Genomic DNA, 16,733 nt, shown 5'->3' on the forward strand with positions numbered 1-16,733 from the left:
CACAAGCCGATGATGCCGCACGCCGCCGACACCGTGACCTCCGTCACGGAACGGTTTGCTCCGCTTGGGTCGGGGCAGCCGCCGTCCCGGAGCGGGACAGGAGCGCTCCGCGACCTGCGTGCGGGGGCAGCCGGTCGTCCTCCCCACGACACGTGAGGTGTATGTGTACAGGCTGCAGGCAGAGCATCTGTACAAGGTGTTCGGTACCGACCCCGAGGACGGCGTGCGCCGTTTGCAGGCCGGAGCCGGACGCGACGAGCTGCGCGAGAGCGGTACGACCGCCGCGGTGATCGACGCGAGCTTCGACGTCCGCGAGGGCGAGATCTTCGTCGTCATGGGCCTGTCCGGATCGGGCAAGTCCACCCTGCTGCGCACGCTCAACGGACTCAATCCGCCCACCGCGGGACGGGTGCTCTTCGACGGCCGCGACCTCACCGCGCTCAGCCCCCGCGAGCTGCGCCGCGTGCGCTCGCACGGCATCAGCATGGTCTTCCAGCACTTCGCGCTCTTCCCACACCGCAGCGTGCTCCAGAACGCCGCCTACGGCCTGGAGGTGCAGGGCGTCGGCCGCAAGGAGCGCGAGCAGCGCGCCGCGCGGGCCCTGGAACTCACCGGCCTGTCCGGCTGGGGCGACTCCTGGCCCGACGAGCTCTCCGGCGGAATGCAGCAGCGCGTGGGCCTGGCCCGCGCGCTCGCCACCGACGCCGACGTGCTGCTCATGGACGAGTCCTTCAGCGCGCTCGACCCGCTGATCCGCCGCGACATGCAGGACCAGCTGCTCGAACTCCAGCGCAACCTGAAGAAGACCATCGTCTTCATCACCCACGACCTCAACGAGGCCATGCGCCTCGGCGACCGCGTCGCCGTCATGCGCGACGGCCGCATCGTCCAGACCGGGACCCCCGAGGACATCCTGCTGCGCCCGGCCGACGACTACGTCAGCTCCTTCGTGCACGACGTCGACCGCTCCCGCGTGCTGACCGCCGGAACCGTCATGGAGGCGCCGAGCCGCCCCGACGCGGGCGACTGCCGTTGCGAGACGGTCACCCCGCGCACCGCGCTCGCCGACGTCCTGCCGGTCAGTGCGCGGGTTCCGCACCCCGTCGCCGTCCGCGACAAGGCCGGGGACGTGGTCGGCGTCATCGCCAAGGACCGGCTGCTGGCCGCGCTCGGCGACCACGAAGGACCGGTGACGCCGTGCACCGAGGATACGGCCCGGGCCGTCGGCCCCGCGCCCGCGAAGGGCGCCGCGCCCAGGGTGCCGGGCCTGCCGCGGAAGGAGGCGGCGCGTGCCTAGGCTGCCTCTCGGCGACTGGACCGACGACGCCGTCACCTACCTGCGCGACCACTTCGGTCCGCTCTTCGACGTCATCAGCGCCGTCGTCTCCGGCATGTACGACGGCCTGGACGCCGTCCTGCGGGCCCCCGAGCCGCTGCTGCTCGCCGGCATCCTCGCGGTCCTGGCCCTGTGGCTGCGCGGCCTGACGGCGGGCGTGCTCGCCTTCGCGGGCCTGGCCCTCGTGGTCTGCGTGCAGCAGTGGGACGAGGCCATGGACACTTTGTCCCTGGTGCTGGTCGCCACCGTGATCACCATCGTGCTCGCCGTGCCGCTCGGCATCTGGTCGGCGCGCAACCGCACCGTCTCCGCCGCCCTGCGGCCGGTGCTCGACTTCATGCAGACGATGCCGGCCTTCGTCTATCTGATCCCCGGCATCTTCTTCTTCGGCGTCGGCCAGGTGCCCGGCATCATCGCCACCATCGTCTTCTCGCTGCCCCCGGGCGTCCGCATGACCGAGCTCGGCATCCGGCAGGTCGACGACGAACTGGTCGAGGCCGCGGAGGCCTTCGGCACCGCCCCGCGCAGCACCCTGCTGCGGGTGCAGTTGCCGCTCGCGCTCCCCACGATCATGGCGGGCGTCAACCAGGTCATCATGCTGGCCCTGTCCATGGTCGTCATCTCCGGCATGGTCGGCGGCGGCGGCCTCGGCGCCTCCGTCTTCACCGCCATCAGCCAGGTCGACATCGGCCTCGGCTTCGAGGCGGGCCTGTCCGTGGTCATCCTCGCCATGTACCTCGACCGTGTCACCGGCGCCCTCGGCACCCGGGTCTCCCCGCTGGGCCGCCGCGCCATGGCCGCGGCCGCCTCCCCGCGCGGCCTGCGGCTGTGGAAGTACCGCCCGCAGACCTCCGTCGCCGTCGTCGGCATCGTCGCCCTGGCCCTCGTCGCCGGCGGGATGGGCGTCTTCGCCGGCGGCGACGAGGGCGCCACCGTCCCCGGGGCCTACGACGTCGGCAAGGGCCGCCGGGTCGACATCGGCTACATCCCCTGGGACGAGGGCGTCGCCTCCACCTACCTGTGGAAGGAGCTGCTGGAGCGGCGCGGCTACCGGCCGAAGGTCACCCAGTACGACGTCGGCGCGCTGTACACCGGCATGTCCGCGGGACGGGTCGACTTCGAGACCGACTCCTGGCTGCCCGTCACGCACCGGTCGTACTGGGCGAAGTACAAGAACGAGCTGGACGACTACGGTTCCTGGTACGGCCCCACCTCGCTCGAACTGACGGTGCCGTCCTACGTCAAGGGCATCGACTCCCTGGCCGACCTCAAGGGCAAGGGCAGCCAGTTCGGCGGCCGGATCATCGGCATCGAGCCCGGCGCCGGGATGATGAAGATGCTCAACGACACCGTCCTGGAGAAGTACGGCCTGGAGGGCGAGTACAAGGTCACCACCGGCTCGACGGCGAGCATGCTCGCCCAGCTCGACCGCTCCATCAAGGCGAAGGATCCCGTCGTCGTCACCCTGTGGTCCCCGCACTGGGCCTACAGCGAACACAGCCTGAAGAAGCTGAAGGACCCGCTCGGCGCCTGGGGCAAGGGCGACGGCATCCACACTCTCGCCCGCCACGGCTTCGCCGGCGACGAGCCGAAGGTCGCCAAGTGGCTCGAGGACTTCCGGCTGAGCGAGAAGGAGCTGACGGGGCTGGAGGGCGCCGTGCACAAGGCCGGCCAGGGCCACGAACAGGACGGCGTCCGCGACTGGCTCGACGCCCACCCCGGGCTGACGGACCGGCTCGCCCCGGTCGGCTGACCGGCCTCCCGGCCCCGGACGGCGCGGCGCCCGGCATTTCCCCTCCCCCGGTGCCGGAGCCGCGCCGTCCGGCCCTCCCCGTCCGGCGGGATGGATACGGTGGGGGCATGACCCCTCGCGACTCCGGCCCCGCACGGCGTGTGGTCTCCCTCGTCCCCTCGCTCACCGAGGCGGTGGCGACCACCGCGCCCGCCCTGCTCGTGGGCGCGACTGACTGGTGCGAGCACCCGGCCGACCTGCGCGTCACGCGGGTGCGGGGCACGAAGAACCCCGACATCGCGGAGATCGTCCGGCTCGCGCCCGACCTGGTGATCGCCAACGAGGAGGAGAACCGCGGACCCGACCTCGCAGCGCTGCGCGCGGCGGGGCTGACGGTACTGGTCACGGAGGTGCGCAGCCTTCCGCAGGCCTTCCGGGAACTGCACCGCGTGGTCGTCGAGGCCTGCGGCCTGCCGCGCCCGGCCTGGCTCGACGCCGCGGAGAAGACCTGGGGGTCCCTGAGTCCCCCCGCCCACCCCCGCAAGGCCCTCGTGCCCGTCTGGCGCCGCCCCTGGATGGTGCTCGGCCGGGACACCTTCGCCGGCGACCTGCTCGCCCGGCTGGGTGTCGAGAACGTTTACGGGAACCACCAGGAGCGCTATCCCCGGGTGCCCATCGGCGAACTCACCGGCAGCGGGGCGGATCTCGTCGTGCTCCCGGACGAGCCGTACCGGTTCACGGCGGACGACGGGCCCGAGGCGTTCCCGGACATACCCGCGGCCCTGGTCAGCGGCCGTCACCTCACCTGGTACGGCCCGTCCCTGGCCGAGGCGCCGGCCGTACTCGCCGCCGCCCTCGCCCCACCGGCCCCGGCAGGACCCGGCTCCGTCCGGCGCGGCCGGTGACCGCGAGGCCCGCGTCGCGGACGCTCCCCGGCGCACGCGGGCCCGTGGCCGTCACGTACGCCGGGGAGGACCTGATCAGCCGCGCGGGACGGCCGTGAAGACGGTCCGGCCCGAACCGACCCGGTAGACCGCCCGGCCGTCCTGCACGCCCAGGTACGTGGCGTGGCTCCCGGCCGCGATGTAACGGCCGCCCGCCACCACGGGCAGCGCGACCGTCGCGGTCACGTTGACCGGCACCTCGACCGTCGTGTCCACCCCGTGCCGGTTCCGCCGCCAGTCGACGCCGACGGTGCCGCGCCCGGTCCACTGGCTGCCCGAGGCGCGGCGCACGCCGGCGTCCGCCGGGGCGATCCGCACCGTCGCTCCGCCCGGGCTGGTCACCGTGAGGCCGAGGACGCCCTCCAGCACCCCGACGACACCCGCGCCGCCCCAGCCGTGCGACATGCTCTCGCTGCTGCTCTGCGAGACCTGGCCGGGTGAGCAGTCACTGCTCGCGCAACCCGGCGTCCACTGCACCCACAGGAAGGTGCCGCCCTCGGCCAGGACCTGCGCGGGCCCGTCGGCGGCGGGATCGGTGAGGATCCGCACCAGGGTGTCCGGCCGGTCCGCGACCCGCAGCGCCTCCAGCAGGGTCCGCAGCGTCATCGGCCCCTGCCGCATCCCTTGCCGGGACAGCTCCGCGCCCAGCGCGGGGTACTCGGAGGGCCGCGCGACGCCGTAGGCGACCGGGAAGCTCTGCGCGTGCTCGCTCTGGTGCGCGATCAGGGCGCCGCCGGTGGACAGCCCGTCCGACCACAGCCCGGTGCCGCCGTCCCGCATCGCCGCCGTCAGCTTCGCCGCACGGTCTTCGTAGGCGTCCCGGGTGGCGTGGTCGCCGAGCGCGTCGGCGGCCTCGGCGACCGACCGCATCGCGCCGACGCCGAGGGCATTGACGACGGTGCGGTTCACATTGCCGTCGGTGACGTAGCCGTACCGCATCGGGGACGGCCAGTCGATGATGCCGTGCAGGTACGCGCCGCTGCCGCCGGGCAGTCGGCGGCCAGGCCTCGGTCGTCCACCGCCGAGGAGATGTAGTCGGCGACGTTGCGCATCACGGGCAGGGCCCGGCCGAGCAGTTCACGGTCGCCCGTCGTGCGCGTGCGGCACCCCACCCGCACGCCCAAAACCCCTTGGCCCCCGCGGGCGAGGCCCGCGATGCTCGGGGGATGACAGCCGCGTCCCGCACACCCCGGCCCCGCACACCCCGGCCCCGCGCACGCCTGCCCTGGGCGGCCCTGCCCCGCGAGCTCGCCGCCACCGTGGAGGCACGCCTGCGCGGCGGCCCCGTGGCCCGCGCCGAGGACCAGACGGGGGGCTTCTCCCCGGGCGTGGCCGTCCGCCTCACCCTCACCGACGGCCGCCGCGCTTTCGTCAAGGCCGTGAGCCCGGAGCAGAACCCGGATTCCCCGCACATCCATCGGGCCGAGGCGCGGATCGCCGCGGACCTGCCCGAGGACATCCCGGCACCGCGCCTGCTGCACTCCTTCGAGCAGGACGGATGGGTCGTGCTGGCCTTCGAGGACGTGCCCGGCCGTACCCCGGCCGATCCCTGGGACGCCGGGGAACTGCGCCGCGTCATGGACGCGCTGGACGACCTGGCCGTCCGGTTGACGCCGAGCCCGGTCGCGGCGCCCCCGGCCGCCGAGCGCCTCGCGGGGACCTTCGACTGCTGGGCGGAACTGGCCGCGGACCGGGACGCCGGGACCGACGACCTGCGTGACCTCGACCCCTGGGCGGCGGCGCATCTGGACGAGCTCGTCGCCCTGGAGTCGGGCTGGCTGCGGGCGCTGGCCGGCGACACGCTGGCCCACGGCGACCTGCGGGCGGACAACATCCTGCTGACCCCGGACGGCCGGGTCGTGTTCGTGGACTGGCCGTGGGCCTGCACGTCCACCCCGTGGTTCGACCTGCTCTGCATGCTGCCGAGCATCGTGATGCAGGGCGGCCCCGCACCGGAGGGGCTCTTCAAGGCACATCCGCCGGCGCGCGACGTGGACCCGGAGGCGGTGGACGCGGCGCTGGCGGCGCTCACCGGGATGTTCCTGGTCCACGCCCGCCGGCCGGCGCCCCCGGGTCTGCCCACCTTGCGGGCCTTCCAGCGGGCGCAGGGGGAGGCGGCCCTGTCGTGGCTGCGTACCAGGCTGCGTCCTAGGCTGCGGGCATGAGCGATGTCCACTTCCGCCCCGTCACCCGCACCGACATCCCCGCCGTCGTCGCGATGTTCGCCGACGACGGCCTCGGCCGGGGCCGTGAGACCCCGGACGACCTGGAGCCGTACTACGCGGCGTACGAACGCGTCGCCGCCGACCCCGGGCAGCACGTGGTCGTCGCGGAACGGGACGGCGCGCTCGTCGGGGTGCTGCAACTGTCGGTGATACCGGGGCTGTCACGGCGCGGGACGACGCGCTCGATCATCGAGGCCGTACGGGTGCACCGCGACGCCCGAGGCGGCGGCCTCGGGACGCTGATGATCGAGTGGGCGGTGGAGGAGTCACGCCGACTGGGGTGCACCCTGGTGCAGCTCACCTCGGACCGGGCCCGCGCCGACGCGCACCGCTTCTACGAGCGGCTCGGCTTCACCGCCTCGCACGTCGGGTTCAAGCTGCAGCTCTGATCAGCGCCCGCATCACCCGCTCGTCCTCGTCCATCTCCGGGTGCCACTGCACTCCCAGCACGAAATGGTCGCCGGGCAGCTCGACGGCCTCCGGCGTGCCGTCCTCGGCGTGGGCGCCGACCAGCAGTCCGCGGCCGAGGGCGTCGACCGCCTGGTGGTGGTAGGTGGGCACCTCCATCGCCTCCGGCACCGCGTCCGCGTAGCGCGTGCCGGGGACCGGCTTGACGGTGTGGCCGCCGAAGACGCCGCCGGCGGGGCCGCGGTGACCGTCGATGTGCTGCACCAGGGTGCCGCCGAGGGCGACGTTGAGCAGCTGCATGCCCCGGCAGATGCCGAGCAGGGGCACCCCGGCGGCGAGGGCGGCCTCGACGAGGGCGAGCTCCCAGGCGTCGCGCTCGCTCGCGGGCGGGTCGGTGCGCGGGTCGGGCTCGGCCCCGTACCGTACGGGCTCGACGTCAGGGCCGCCGGAGATCACCAGGCCGTCCAGCCGGGCCACGGCGTCCGCGGCGTGGGCGGGGTCGTCCGGCGGCAGCAGCGCGGCGAGGCCGCCGGAGCGCCGTACGAGCAGCGGATAGCCGGCCGGCAGCAGGGCGGCCGGCAGCTCCCAGCCGCCCCAGCGGGCCGAGTCGACCCAGTAGGTGCTGACACCGATCAGCGGACGGGCCACGGGAGCCTCCCAGCGACGCGCGGATTTCTTCCTGCACCGTACCCAACCGGGCCCCGGGCCCGTACTTTTGGATCACCTGTCGGCCGGTAGGAGAGGTGATCACCCGTGGTGCACCGAACAGCCCCGCTCAGCACCGACGACCTGCGACGGCGTGTCGACTCCGGAGAGATCGACACGGTGGTCGTCGCCTTCACCGACATGCAGGGGCGCCTCCAGGGCAAGCGCTTCGCCGCCCGGCACTTCCTCGACGACGTCCTGGAGCACGGCACCGAGGGCTGCAACTACCTGCTCGCCGTCGACGCCGACATGAACACCGTGGACGGCTACGCCCTGTCCTCCTGGGAGCGGGGCTACGGCGACTTCGCCATGCACCCCGACCTCGGCACCCTGCGGATCACCGCCTGGGACGCGGCCACCGCGCTCGTCATCGCCGACCTGCGGCTGCTCGACCACGGCTCGACCCCGGTCGCCCCCTCGCCGCGGCAGATCCTGCGCCGCCAGACCGAGCGGCTCGCCGAGCGCGGCTGGTCCGCGTACGCCGGTACCGAGCTGGAGTTCATCGTCTTCAAGGACACCTACGAGCAGGCCTGGACGAACGGCTACCGCGACCTGACCCCCGCCAACCAGTACAACGTCGACTACTCCCTGCTCGGCACCGGCCGCGTCGAGCCGCTGCTGCGCCGCATCCGCAACGAGATGGGCGCCGCCGGGATGCGCGTGGAGTCCGCCAAGGGCGAGTGCAACCTCGGCCAGCACGAGATCGCCTTCCGCTACGACGAGGCCCTGGTCACCTGCGACCAGCACAGCGTCTACAAGACCGGCGCCAAGACGATCGCCGCGCAGGAGGGCTACTCCCTGACGTTCATGGCGAAGTACAACGAACGCGAGGGCAACTCCTGCCACATCCACCTCTCGCTGCGCGACGAGGAGGGGCAGCCGGTCTTCGCGGGCGACGATCCCGGCGGCATGTCGGAGACGATGCGGCACTTCCTGGCCGGGCAGCTCGCCGCGCTGCGCGACTTCTCCCTGCTGTACGCGCCCAACATCAACTCCTACAAGCGGTTCCGCCCCGGCTCCTTCGCCCCCACCGCCGTCGCCTGGGGCCCGGACAACCGCACCTGCGCGCTGCGCGTGGTCGGGCACTCCCCGTCCGCGCTGCGCCTGGAGAACCGGGTGCCGGGCGGCGACGTCAACCCCTACCTCGCCGTCGCCGGGATGATCGCGGCCGGGCTGCACGGCGTCGAGCAGAAACTGACGCTTCCCGAGGCCGTCACGGGCAACGCCTACGTCAGCGACGGCGTGGACCATGTGCCGGCCACGCTGCGCGAGGCCGCCGGGCTGTGGGAGGCCAGCCCGATCGCCCGGGCGGCCTTCGGTGACGAGGTCGTCGAGCACTACCTGAACATGGCCCGCGTCGAACAGGACGCGTACGACACCGCCGTGACCGACTGGGAGCGCTACCGCTCCTTCGAACGCATGTGAGGCAGCGCGTGCCCGAAGCACCCGAACCGCTCGAAGCGCTGGACGTGCTCAACCCGGCCACCGAGGAGGTGATCGCCACCGTCCCCGCGGCGCGCCAGGAGGACGTCGACGCGGCCGTGGCCCGCGCGGCCCGTGCCCAGACCGCCTGGGCGGCACTGGCCCCGGCCGACCGGGCACGGCTGCTGCGCCGCTTCGCCTCCGCCGTGGACGCCCACGCCGGCGAACTGGCCGTCCTGGAGATGCGTGAGGCCGGGCACACCGTAGGCAACGCCCGCTGGGAGGCCGGCAACGTCCGCGACCTGCTCGACTACGCGGCGGGCGGCGTCGAACGGCTCAGCGGCCGGCAGATCCCGGTGCCCGGCGGCATCGACGTCACCTTCCTCGAACCGCTCGGTGTCGTCGGCGTCATCGCGCCCTGGAACTTCCCCATGCCCATTGCCGCCTGGGGGACCGCCCCGGCGCTCGCGGCGGGCAACGCGGTGATCCTCAAGCCCGCCGAGACCACCCCGCTGACCGCGCTGCGCCTGGCGGCTCTGGCGCTGGAGGCGGGGCTGCCCGAGCACCTCTTCCAGGTGCTGCCGGGCGAGGGCCCCGTCGCGGGGGCGGCCCTCGTCGAGCACCCGGGCGTGGCGAAGATCGTGTTCACCGGGTCGACCCGCGTCGGCAAGCAGATCATGGCCACCTGCGCCGGCACGCTCAAACGGGTCACCCTGGAACTCGGCGGCAAGTCGCCGAACATCGTCTTCGCCGACGCGGACCTCGAGAAGGCCGCGGCGACGGCCCCGATGGCCTTCCTGGACAACGCCGGGCAGGACTGCTGCGCCCGCACCCGCGTGCTGGTCCAGCGCCAGGCGTACGACCGTTTCATGGAACTGCTGGAGCCCGCCGTGCTGGCCGTCGGGGTCGGCGATCCCGCCGACCCCGCGACCGACATGGGCCCGCTCATCTCCGCCGTGCAGCGCGACCGCGTCCGCTCGTACGTGGCCCCCGGCGCGCCCGTCGCGATCCGTGGCACGGCCCCGGAGGGCAAGGGCTTCTGGTACCCGCCGACCGTGCTGACCCCCGCCGACCCGGCCGAACGCGTCGCGGTCGAGGAGGTCTTCGGCCCGGTCGCCGTCGTGCTGCCCTTCGAGGACGAGGCCGACGCGCTGCGCCTGGCCAACGCCACCCCGTACGGCCTGTCCGGCTCGATCTGGACCCGGGACGTCGGCCGCGCCCTGCGGCTGGCCCGGGGCACCGCCGCCGGCAACCTGTCGGTCAACTCCCATAGTTCGGTGCGCTACTGGACGCCGTTCGGCGGGTTCAAGCAGTCGGGGCTCGGCCGCGAGCTCGGCCCGGACGCGCTGGCCGCCTTCACCGAGACCAAGAACGTCTTCATCAGCACGGAGGAGTGATCCCGGCAATGACGCAAGCAGAAGCAGTGGTGTGCCGCCGCCTGGTGGGCCGGACGGCGGTGGTCACCGGCGCCGGCAGCGGCATCGGGCTCGCCGCGGCGCGGCGGCTCGCCTCCGAGGGCGCGAACGTCGTGTGCGCCGACATCGACGAGGCCGCGGGCAAGGCGGCCGCCGAGGAGGCCGGCGGCCTGTTCTTCGAGGTCGACGTGACCGACGCCGAACAGGTGGAGGCGCTGTTCCAGGCGGCGTACGACACCTACGGCTCGGTCGACGTCGCCTTCAACAACGCGGGCATCTCGCCCCCCGACGACGACTCGATCCTCACCACCGGCATCGACGCCTGGCGCCGCGTCCAGGAGGTCAACCTCACGTCGGTGTACCTGTGCTGCAAGGCGGCGCTGCCCTACATGCGGCGCCAGGGCAAGGGCTCGATCATCAACACCGCGAGCTTCGTGGCCGTCATGGGCGCGGCGACCTCGCAGATCTCGTACACGGCGTCCAAGGGCGGCGTGCTGGCGATGTCCCGCGAACTGGGCGTGCAGTTCGCCCGGGAGGGCATCCGCGTCAACGCGCTGTGCCCGGGGCCGGTGAACACCCCGCTGCTGCGGGAGCTGTTCGCCAAGGACCCGGAGCGCGCCGCGCGGCGCCTGGTCCACATCCCGGTGGGCCGCTTCGCGGAGGCGGAGGAGATCGCCGCGGCCGTCGCCTTCCTCGCCAGCGACGACGCGTCCTTCATCACAGGAGCGGAGTTCCTGGTGGACGGGGGCATCGCGGGGGCGTACGTGACCCCTCTGTGACCGGCTGACTGACGGGAATCTTAAGGCCCGGGCCTTAGGGTGACGCCGTGACCATGACGACCCCGCCCGGCTGGTACCCAGAACCCGGGCAGACAGGCAACGGGCCCGCTCTGGAGCGCTGGTGGGACGGGACCGAGTGGACCGAGTACACCCGCACCGCCCAGCCCCCCGCCCCCGCGTTCGGTGCGCCCGGCACGCCGGGCGCCCCGCCGTACCCCGCCGACGTCCTGTCCGGCGGGGGCGGCGGCGGGCGGCGCGGTGGTGTGATCGCGATAGCCGTCGTCGCCGCGCTCGTGGTGGTGGGCGCGGTGATCGGCGGCGTCGTCGCGCTGAACCGCGGCGGTGACGCGCCCGCGGCGGCCCCCGGCCCCTCGGCGTCCGCGCCCCACCCCGACTCCGGCGACGGCGGCCCGGACGGCGGTCCCGGCGGCGGCCCCTCCCCGGCGCCCGACAGCGAGCCGGGCTTCGCCGTGGACGCCCTCGACGGCATCAGCGTCCCGGTGCCGGACGGCTGGCAGGGCACGACGGACCGCTACGGCCGTGCCGCCCTGACCGTCGGCCCCTACGCCTGCCCCGGCGACTCCTCCCGCACCTGCGTGCGCGGCGGCGTCACCACGGAGCCCGCCTACGCCGCGGGCATCAAGGCGACCACCCCGAAGGCCGCCGCGACCGAGGACATCGCCAGGAACGCCGCGGAGTCCTACGGCGACGAGATCTACGGCGCCATCACCTCGCACGAGGTGACCGGCTCCGGCGCGGTCACCGTGGCCGGGCAGAAGGGCTACTACGTCCGCTGGAAGGTCGTGACGAAGAACGGCGACGACGGCCACGTGCAGTCGCTGGTCTTCCCCTCGCCCAAGGACCCCGGCAAGCTCGTGCTGGTCCGCTACGGCTTCGACGTCAACCCCAAGGCGCCCGGCCTCGCCGTGATGGACGAGATCACCAAGGGCATCAAGGCCTCGGGCTCCGCGGGCGGCACCGGCGTGTGACCCCCGTCCCCGCACGAGGGCGCCCCGGTCCGGTCCGCCGGCCGGGGTGCCCGCGCGTCAAAGGAACGTCTTGCCCTCGCCGCGGTAGGTCGGCACGGCCCGCACCACCCGGTCTCCCTCGATGAGTTGCAGCGTGTCGAAGCGCTCGCACAGTTCGCCGGCCTTGGCGTGCCGGAACCACACCTTGTCGCCGATCAGCAGGTCGTCGGCGGCCGTCCCGATCAGCGGCGTCTGCACCTCGCCCGGCCCCTCCTGGGGGTCGTAGCGCAGCCCCTCCGGCAGGTGCGGCACCGGTAGCCGGTCCCGGCCCGCCGCGCCCGAGGCCGGGTAGCCGCCGCCGAGGACGGTGACGACGCCCACGCCCGGGCGCCGCACCACGGGCTGCGCGAACAGCGCCGCCGGACGGCCCCGGAAGGAGGTGTAGTTGTCGAACAGCCGCGGCACGTACAGGCCCGACCCGGCGGCGATCTCGGTCACCGCGTCCTCGGCCGCCGTGCTCTGCACGCTGCCCGTACCGCCGCCGTTGACGAACTCCAGTCCGGGCGCCACCTCCCGCACCGCCCGTACGACCTCCGCGCGCCGCGCCGCCAGCTCCCGGCGGGCCGTCGCCTGCATCAGCCGCACCGCGCGCGAGCGCAGCGGCCGGCCGGTGACCGCGTCCCCGACGCCGGCCACATGGCCCTCGTACGCCATGATCCCCACCAGCCTGAACCCGGGCCGCCGGGACACCTCGCGGGCCAGCGCGGCCATCTGGTCCGGCTGGTGGAGCGGGGAGCGCAGCGCCCCGATGCGGAGCCGGCCCCCCAGCATCTTCAGCGAGGTGTCCAGTTCCAGGCAGACCCGGACGATCTCGGAGCCGCCCGCGCGCGAGGAGTCGATGAGGTCGAGCTGCGCCACGTCGTCGACCATGACCGTCACCGCGGCCGCCAGCTTCGGGTCCGCGGCCAGCTCCGCGTAGCAGGAACGATCCGCCGACGGGTACGCCAGCAGGACGTCGTCGAAGCCCGAGCGTGCCAGCCACAGCGACTCGGCGAGGGTGAACGACATGATCCCCTCGAAGCCGTCCCGCTCCAGCACCCGCTCCAGGAGCGCGCGGCAGCGCACCGACTTGGACGCGACCCGGACCGGTTTGCCGCCCGCCCTGCGGACCAGGTCGTCCGCGTTGGCGTCGAACGCCTCCAGGTCCACGATCGCCACCGGCGCGTCGAGGTGGGCGGTGGCCCGGTCGTACCGGGCGCGAGCTGCTCCGCGATCAGACATGCGCGAAGCTTGCCAGAATGCCCTTACCGAGCGGTAGGGGCAAGTGATCCGTACTGACACGTCGTGACGTCGCCGCGCCCAGTAGAGTGACGCCGCAGTCCATTGTGTGAACGGGCCGACCGCCGTGCGGCCGTGAGGGGGCACCGGGTGAGCGCCGGTTTCGACAGCGGGGGAGCGACCCCCCGGCCGAGCTGGTCCCCTCCGCGCCCGATACCGCCTCCCCCGGGCACCGCCCCGCACACCTCCGCCCCGGCCCACTGGGCCGCCACCGCCGCCCCCGGCAGGACGTCCGCGCCGTGGGCCGCCGCGGGCCCGCCCGCGGCCGGCGAACCGGAGGGCGGGCTGCCCCAGGAGCTGTACGGGACGCCCCCCATGCCGGCGCCCCCGCACCCGCGGCCCGCGGGCGAGCGGGGCCCCGTCGGCGTCGCCTACCCCGCCGGCCCCGTACCGCCCCCGCCGCCCGCCGCCGTTCCCGGGATGCCGCCCGCGCCCCGGCATGCGCCGGCCGCGGCCTGGTCCTCGCCCGCGCCGCCCTCCGCGCCGCCCCCGTACCCTCCCCGGCCGTCGCAGGCGCCCTCGCACGCCGCCCAGGTGCGGCCCCGGACGGCCGCCGCCGCCCTGTGCCTGGTGCTGGGCCTCGGCCTGCTCGGCGGCGCCGGTGCCGGGGTGTGGATCAACCACGACCCGGCCGCGCCCACCCCCACGGCGGCCGAGGCGAGCAGGCGCGACTTCGCGCTCGCCCGCGGACTGTGGCACAGCACGCCCGTCGACACGCTCTTCCCGCCCACCCTGCACGGCGAGGGCCTCGGCCCGGGAGGCGCCGAACGCACCTGGACGCGGATCGGCGTGGCTCCGGCCGGCGACTGCCGGGAGGCCTTCGACCCGCTGCTCGCGAGGGTGCTGCGCCCCGCGGGCTGCGTGAAGCTGCTGCGGGCCACCTACACCGACGCGACGTCGAGCGCCGTGACCACGGTCGGACTGCTCGTCACCAAGGCCGACGCCCCCACGATGCGCAAGCTGCGCGACCGCTGGAGAACCGAACGCCTCGGCGCCCGCGCCGATCTGATGCCCCGTCCGGTCGCCTTCCCGGGCACCGTCTCGGCCGGTTTCGGCAACCGCCAGCGCGCCAGCTGGACGGTCACGGTCGCCGCCGACCTGCCCGTCGTCGTGTACGCGGTGAGCGGCTTCGCCGACGACCGCGAGATCGCCGTTCCGCAGCCCGCCGCCTCGGCTGTCACCGCGGGCGCCACGGCCGCGCCCGCCCAGGCCGGACTGGGCCACGAGGCCGATGCCCTGGCCGACGCCGTCGACAGCCGGGCCCACAGCGCCGCGCGCTCGCTGACCGCCGGCCCGACGGGAGGTGCGGGATGAGGCGGCTGGCCACCGGCATGGCCGCCGCGGCCCTCGCCCTGCTGCCCGTCCTTCCGGCTCACGCCGACGCCGTACGCGACGCGGACTGGGCGCTTGACGCCCTGCACGCGCAGGAGGCGTGGCAGCGGACGAAGGGCGCGGGCGTCACCGTCGCCGTCCTCGACACCGGTGTGGACGGCACCCACCCGGATCTGACCGGGCAGGTCCTCGAGGGCAAGGACATGGTCGGCTTCGGGGCCCGCCGCGGTGACCCCGCCTGGGCCCGGCACGGCACCGGCATGGCCGGGATCATCGCCGGCCACGGCCACGGCCCCGGGGGTTCCGAGGGTGTGCTGGGCATCGCCCCGGAGGCCAGGATCCTGCCGGTGCGGGTGATCCTGGAGGACAAGGACCCGCAGCGGAAGAAGGCCCGCACCACGCGCGGCAGCGCGCTGGCCGACGGCATCCGCTGGGCCGCCGACCACGGCGCCGACGTCATCAACCTCTCCCTCGGCGACGACAGCCGCACCGCCCACCCCGAGGCGCAGGAGGACGAGGCGATCCAGTACGCCCTCCGCAAGGGCGTGGTCGTCGTCGCCTCCGCGGGCAACGGCGGCGAGCAGGGCAACCGGGTGTCCTATCCCGCGGCGTACCCGGGCGTCATCGCGGTGGCGGCCGTCGACCGCTACGGCTCCCGCGCCGCCTTCTCCACCCGCCGCTGGTACGCGACGGTCGCCGCGCCCGGTGTCGACGTCGTGATCGCCGACCCCAGCCGCCGTTACTACGAGGGCTGGGGCACCAGCACCGCCTCCGCCTATGCGTCGGGCACCGCCGCGCTCGTCCGCGCCGCCTACCCCCGGCTCAGCCCCGCCCAGGTGAAGCGGCTGCTGGAGGACACCGCCCGGGGCACCCCGGCGGGCGGCCGCGACGACGCCGTCGGTCACGGCCTGGTGGACCCCGAGGCCGCGCTGAAGGCGGCGGCGAAGCTCAAGCCCGAGGGCACCGTGCCCAGCGCCGTCCCCTACACGCGCAAGTACTTCGGTGCCGGTCCCGACGCGCCCAAGGCGGCCGCGGCCGCCGACGGCGACGCCCTGGGCGACGGCATCGCCGTGGCCTTCGTGATCGCCGGCACCGGACTGGTCGCGGCGGCGGCCCTGTTGTGGCTGCGGCCCCGGCTCAGGAACTCCCCGAGCGGCCAGCGGAGCGGCTGAACGCGTCCACCGCCGCGCGTCCGGCCCGTTCCACCAGCGTGATACCCGCGGCCTGGGTCGTACTGCCGCGCGACACCACGGCGACCGGGTAGGTCCGGCCGCCCGCCCGGACCCGCCCGACGCTGTTGATGTCCCACAGCCCGGTCGTACTCCGCTGCGGCCGGCCGAGGAAATCGCCGCCCGGCATCCCCGATACCCTCGGGAGGTGGCTCTCAAGAACATCCCCGACCCCGGCTTCTCCGACGACGACGGCACCGCCGACCCCCGGCTCACGGCGGCGCTCGCCGCGTACGACGCCGACCCGTCGGCCGAACCCGGCGTACTGGCGGCCCTTCCGGGCGCGCGCTTCCTGGTGCCGGTGGTGGCGCTGCTCGGCGAGGTCGAGGAGGGCCCGGACGGGCTGCGCCGCGAGAAGACCAGCGACATGGCGGTGCCCACCATCCAGGCGGCCGACGGGCGCAAGGCGCTGCCCGCGTTCACCTCCACCGAGGCCCTCGCGCGCTGGCGGCCGGACGCGCGGCCGGTCGCCGTGCCGCTGGGCCAGGCACTGCAGGCGCTGGCGCACGAGGAGGCCGACACCCTCCTGATCGACCTGGCCGGGCCCGTGCCGTACGCCCTGAACGGCGCCGCGCTGCGCGCCGTCGCCTCGGGCCGGGCGGGCGCGGACCCGCTGTCCGACCCCGCGGTCCGCGAGGCGCTGCGGGCCGCGGTCAGGACGGCGCCGGAGGTGGTCCGTGCGCACCTCGTCCCCTCCGCCGGCTCCGACGGCACCCTGGGACTGGTCCTGGACCCGGGCGCCGACGTGCGTCAGGTCGCGCAGCGCGTCTCGGCGACGCTCGCGGCGGACGAGGTGCTGCGCGGCGCGCTCGTACGCGGCATCGAGCTGGCGCTGCTCCCCGCTGACACCCGGCTCCCCGGCGAACCGCTCTTCACGCGCTGACGGCGCCGCCCGTCGGG

The 16,733-nt window shown here is 74.5% G+C and carries 16 protein-coding genes; 12 read left to right on the forward strand and 4 right to left on the reverse strand.

Annotation, left to right across the window (positions count from 1 at the left end; all coding sequences use genetic code 11):
- The first annotated feature begins 163 nt into the window (after positions 1–163).
- The 3 genes from AC3EUJ_RS08870 to AC3EUJ_RS08880 all read left to right on the forward strand — a co-directional run bounded on the left by AC3EUJ_RS08870 (position 164) and on the right by AC3EUJ_RS08880 (position 3,973).
- Positions 164–1,297 carry a quaternary amine ABC transporter ATP-binding protein gene (locus AC3EUJ_RS08870; protein ID WP_431960481.1) on the forward strand — a complete coding sequence of 378 codons (1,134 nt, stop codon included), beginning with the start codon at positions 164–166 and terminating at the stop codon, positions 1,295–1,297.
- The gene (locus AC3EUJ_RS08875; protein WP_431960482.1) at positions 1,290–3,089 is read left to right on the forward strand and encodes an ABC transporter permease/substrate binding protein; all 1,800 of its coding nucleotides are present in this window, start codon (positions 1,290–1,292) and stop codon (positions 3,087–3,089) included. Before AC3EUJ_RS08870 ends, AC3EUJ_RS08875 begins: the two co-directional genes overlap by 8 nt.
- Positions 3,090–3,196: 107 nt before the next feature.
- Positions 3,197–3,973: a helical backbone metal receptor gene (locus tag AC3EUJ_RS08880; RefSeq protein ID WP_431960483.1), complete on the forward strand. Its 777-nt coding sequence runs from the start codon at positions 3,197–3,199 to the stop codon at positions 3,971–3,973.
- Between the two features lie 75 nt (positions 3,974–4,048).
- Here the strand turns inward: AC3EUJ_RS08880 and AC3EUJ_RS08885 are convergent, their stop codons facing one another.
- On the reverse strand, positions 4,049–5,005 hold the full coding sequence (locus tag AC3EUJ_RS08885; RefSeq protein WP_431960634.1) for an alpha-L-rhamnosidase C-terminal domain-containing protein: 957 nt from the start codon (positions 5,003–5,005) through the stop codon (positions 4,049–4,051).
- Between the two features lie 173 nt (positions 5,006–5,178).
- Between AC3EUJ_RS08885 and AC3EUJ_RS08890 the strand changes: the two genes are divergently transcribed.
- Both AC3EUJ_RS08890 and AC3EUJ_RS08895 read left to right on the forward strand, forming a co-directional pair.
- Positions 5,179–6,177 carry an aminoglycoside phosphotransferase family protein gene (locus AC3EUJ_RS08890; protein ID WP_431960484.1) on the forward strand — a complete coding sequence of 333 codons (999 nt, stop codon included), beginning with the start codon at positions 5,179–5,181 and terminating at the stop codon, positions 6,175–6,177.
- Positions 6,174–6,626: a GNAT family N-acetyltransferase gene (locus AC3EUJ_RS08895; protein ID WP_431960485.1), complete on the forward strand. Its 453-nt coding sequence runs from the start codon at positions 6,174–6,176 to the stop codon at positions 6,624–6,626. The genes AC3EUJ_RS08890 and AC3EUJ_RS08895 overlap by 4 nt, the downstream gene beginning before the upstream one ends.
- On the opposite strand, the gene AC3EUJ_RS08900 is transcribed toward AC3EUJ_RS08895, so the two are convergent.
- Positions 6,610–7,293: a gamma-glutamyl-gamma-aminobutyrate hydrolase family protein gene (locus tag AC3EUJ_RS08900; protein WP_431960486.1), complete on the reverse strand. Its 684-nt coding sequence runs from the start codon at positions 7,291–7,293 to the stop codon at positions 6,610–6,612. The two genes, AC3EUJ_RS08895 and AC3EUJ_RS08900, sit on opposite strands and share 17 nt — an antisense overlap.
- A gap of 105 nt (positions 7,294–7,398) precedes the next feature.
- Between AC3EUJ_RS08900 and AC3EUJ_RS08905 the strand changes: the two genes are divergently transcribed.
- Genes AC3EUJ_RS08905 through AC3EUJ_RS08920 form a run of 4 tightly spaced genes read left to right on the forward strand, consistent with a single transcriptional unit; the run spans position 7,399 to position 11,955 of the window.
- Positions 7,399–8,775: a glutamine synthetase family protein gene (locus AC3EUJ_RS08905; protein ID WP_431960487.1), complete on the forward strand. Its 1,377-nt coding sequence runs from the start codon at positions 7,399–7,401 to the stop codon at positions 8,773–8,775.
- An 8-nt stretch (positions 8,776–8,783) separates the two neighbouring features.
- Positions 8,784–10,169: an aldehyde dehydrogenase family protein gene (locus tag AC3EUJ_RS08910; protein WP_431960488.1), complete on the forward strand. Its 1,386-nt coding sequence runs from the start codon at positions 8,784–8,786 to the stop codon at positions 10,167–10,169.
- 8 nt (positions 10,170–10,177) lie between these two features.
- Positions 10,178–10,966, forward strand: a complete 789-nt coding sequence (locus tag AC3EUJ_RS08915; protein WP_431960489.1) for a 3-oxoacyl-ACP reductase — start codon at positions 10,178–10,180, stop codon at positions 10,964–10,966.
- Positions 10,967–11,019: 53 nt separating this feature from the next.
- A complete protein-coding gene (locus AC3EUJ_RS08920; RefSeq protein WP_431960635.1) occupies positions 11,020–11,955 on the forward strand; it encodes a DUF2510 domain-containing protein in 936 nt (311 codons plus the stop codon).
- Between the two features lie 57 nt (positions 11,956–12,012).
- Here the strand turns inward: AC3EUJ_RS08920 and AC3EUJ_RS08925 are convergent, their stop codons facing one another.
- Positions 12,013–13,215: an amino acid deaminase/aldolase gene (locus tag AC3EUJ_RS08925; RefSeq protein WP_431960490.1), complete on the reverse strand. Its 1,203-nt coding sequence runs from the start codon at positions 13,213–13,215 to the stop codon at positions 12,013–12,015.
- Positions 13,216–13,362: 147 nt separating this feature from the next.
- Between AC3EUJ_RS08925 and AC3EUJ_RS08930 the strand changes: the two genes are divergently transcribed.
- Both AC3EUJ_RS08930 and mycP read left to right on the forward strand, forming a co-directional pair.
- A complete protein-coding gene (locus tag AC3EUJ_RS08930; RefSeq protein WP_431960491.1) occupies positions 13,363–14,586 on the forward strand; it encodes a hypothetical protein in 1,224 nt (407 codons plus the stop codon).
- Positions 14,583–15,776: a type VII secretion-associated serine protease mycosin gene (gene mycP, locus AC3EUJ_RS08935; protein ID WP_431960492.1), complete on the forward strand. Its 1,194-nt coding sequence runs from the start codon at positions 14,583–14,585 to the stop codon at positions 15,774–15,776. The genes AC3EUJ_RS08930 and mycP overlap by 4 nt, the downstream gene beginning before the upstream one ends.
- Here mycP and AC3EUJ_RS08940 read toward each other — a convergent pair.
- Positions 15,742–15,963 carry a hypothetical protein gene (locus AC3EUJ_RS08940; RefSeq protein ID WP_431960493.1) on the reverse strand — a complete coding sequence of 74 codons (222 nt, stop codon included), beginning with the start codon at positions 15,961–15,963 and terminating at the stop codon, positions 15,742–15,744. The two genes, mycP and AC3EUJ_RS08940, sit on opposite strands and share 35 nt — an antisense overlap.
- Positions 15,964–15,981: 18 nt before the next feature.
- Between AC3EUJ_RS08940 and AC3EUJ_RS08945 the strand changes: the two genes are divergently transcribed.
- Positions 15,982–16,716: an SseB family protein gene (locus AC3EUJ_RS08945; RefSeq protein WP_431960494.1), complete on the forward strand. Its 735-nt coding sequence runs from the start codon at positions 15,982–15,984 to the stop codon at positions 16,714–16,716.
- The last annotated feature ends 17 nt before the right edge of the window (positions 16,717–16,733 follow it).

Source organism: Actinacidiphila sp. bgisy160 (assembly GCF_057707815.1).